Consider the following 1,493-nt stretch of genomic DNA (forward strand, 5'->3'; position numbering starts at 1 on the left):
TTGAGTTCCATACGCTTGATGTCGCCGACGACGAGGAGGTAGCTGACGGCGGCGATGAGGGCGTTGGCGCCGACGAAGACGAGGGCGCCGTTGAAGGAGCCGGAGGTCTGGATGATGTAGCCGATGATGATCGGCGTGGTGATGGACGAGATGTTACCGCACATGTTGAAGACGCCGCCGGACAGGCCGGTGATCTCCTTCGGCGCGCAGTCGGACATGACGGCCCAGCCGAGGGCGCCGATGCCCTTGCCGAAGAAGGCGAGCGCCATGAAGCCGACGACCACCCACTGCAGGTCGGTGTAGTTGCAGGCGATCATGCTCATGGAGAGCAGCATGCCGAGCACGATGGGGGTCTTGCGCGCCGCGGTCAGCGAGAAGCCCTTGCGCAGCATGGCGTCGGAGAGCACGCCGCCGAGGATGCCGCCGGCGAAGCCGCAGATCGCCGGGATCGAGGCGATGAAGCCGGCGCTCAGCACCGACATGCCGCGGGCCTGCACCAGGTACACCGGGAACCAGGTGATGAAGAAGTAGGTGATGGCGTTGATGCAGAACTGGCCGAGGAAGATGCCGACCATCATCCGGCTGGCGAACAGCTGGCGGATGTAGTCCCACTTGGCGCCGGCGGCGGCGTCGGTCTTCTTCCTGGCGGCGTCGTCCATGTTCACCAGGCCGCCGCCGGCGGCGATGTAGTCGACCTCGGCCTGGTTGATGCGCGGGTGGTCGCTGGGGCTGTAGACGGTCTTCAGCCAGACGGCGGCGACCAGGATGCCCAGCGCGCCCATGACGCCGAAGGCCCAGGGCCAGCCGAAGGAGTGGGTGAGCCAGCCCATCAGGGGTGCGAAGATGACGGTGGCGAAGTACTGCGCCGAGTTGAAGATGGCGGAGGCGGTGGCGCGCTCGTGGCCGGGGAACCAGGCGGCGACGACGCGGCTGTTGCCGGGGAAGGAGGGCGCCTCGGCCAGCCCGACGGCGAAGCGCAGGGCGAAGAGGACGGCCACCGCGGTGGCGCCGGTGAGGAAGCCGACGAGGCCCTGGAAGAGGGTGAAGACGGACCAGACGAAGATGCTGGCGGCGTAGACCCATTTGGAGCCGAAGCGGTCGAGCAGCCAGCCGCCGGGGAGCTGGCCGAGCACGTAGGACCAGCCGAAGGCGGAGAAGATGAAGCCCATCTGGGCCGGGGTGATGCCGAGGTCCTTGGAGAGCACCGGGCCGGCGATGGCGAGCACGGCGCGGTCGGCGTAGTTGATCGCGGTGACCACGAACAGCATGACGACGATGGTCCAGCGGATGCGCGTGCGGCGCGCCTGGACGGCGGCGGCGTCGGCTGGCGCACCGGCGATGGCGGATTCGAGACCAGCTTCGAGACTCATGGGGCTCCTCCTGTGGTGCCCGGCCACCGCCCGTGGTGTGGCCGTACCGGATTTCGGTGTGCGGGCGCCGCGTGTTCTTATATTGTTAGCGCTCACAATAGCGCTGCGATTGTTAGCGCTAAC

The 1,493-nt window shown here is 67.4% G+C and carries 1 protein-coding gene; it reads right to left on the reverse strand.

Annotated features, from left to right (window positions below; all coding sequences use genetic code 11):
* Positions 1-1,268 (reverse strand): MFS transporter (locus tag TSO221_RS34695; RefSeq protein WP_348770307.1); only part of this gene is annotated, 1,268 nt, incomplete at its 3' end.
* Positions 1,269-1,493: the final 225 nt, after the last annotated feature.

This window comes from Azospirillum sp. TSO22-1 (genome assembly GCF_003116015.1).
GTDB lineage: Bacteria > Pseudomonadota > Alphaproteobacteria > Azospirillales > Azospirillaceae > Azospirillum.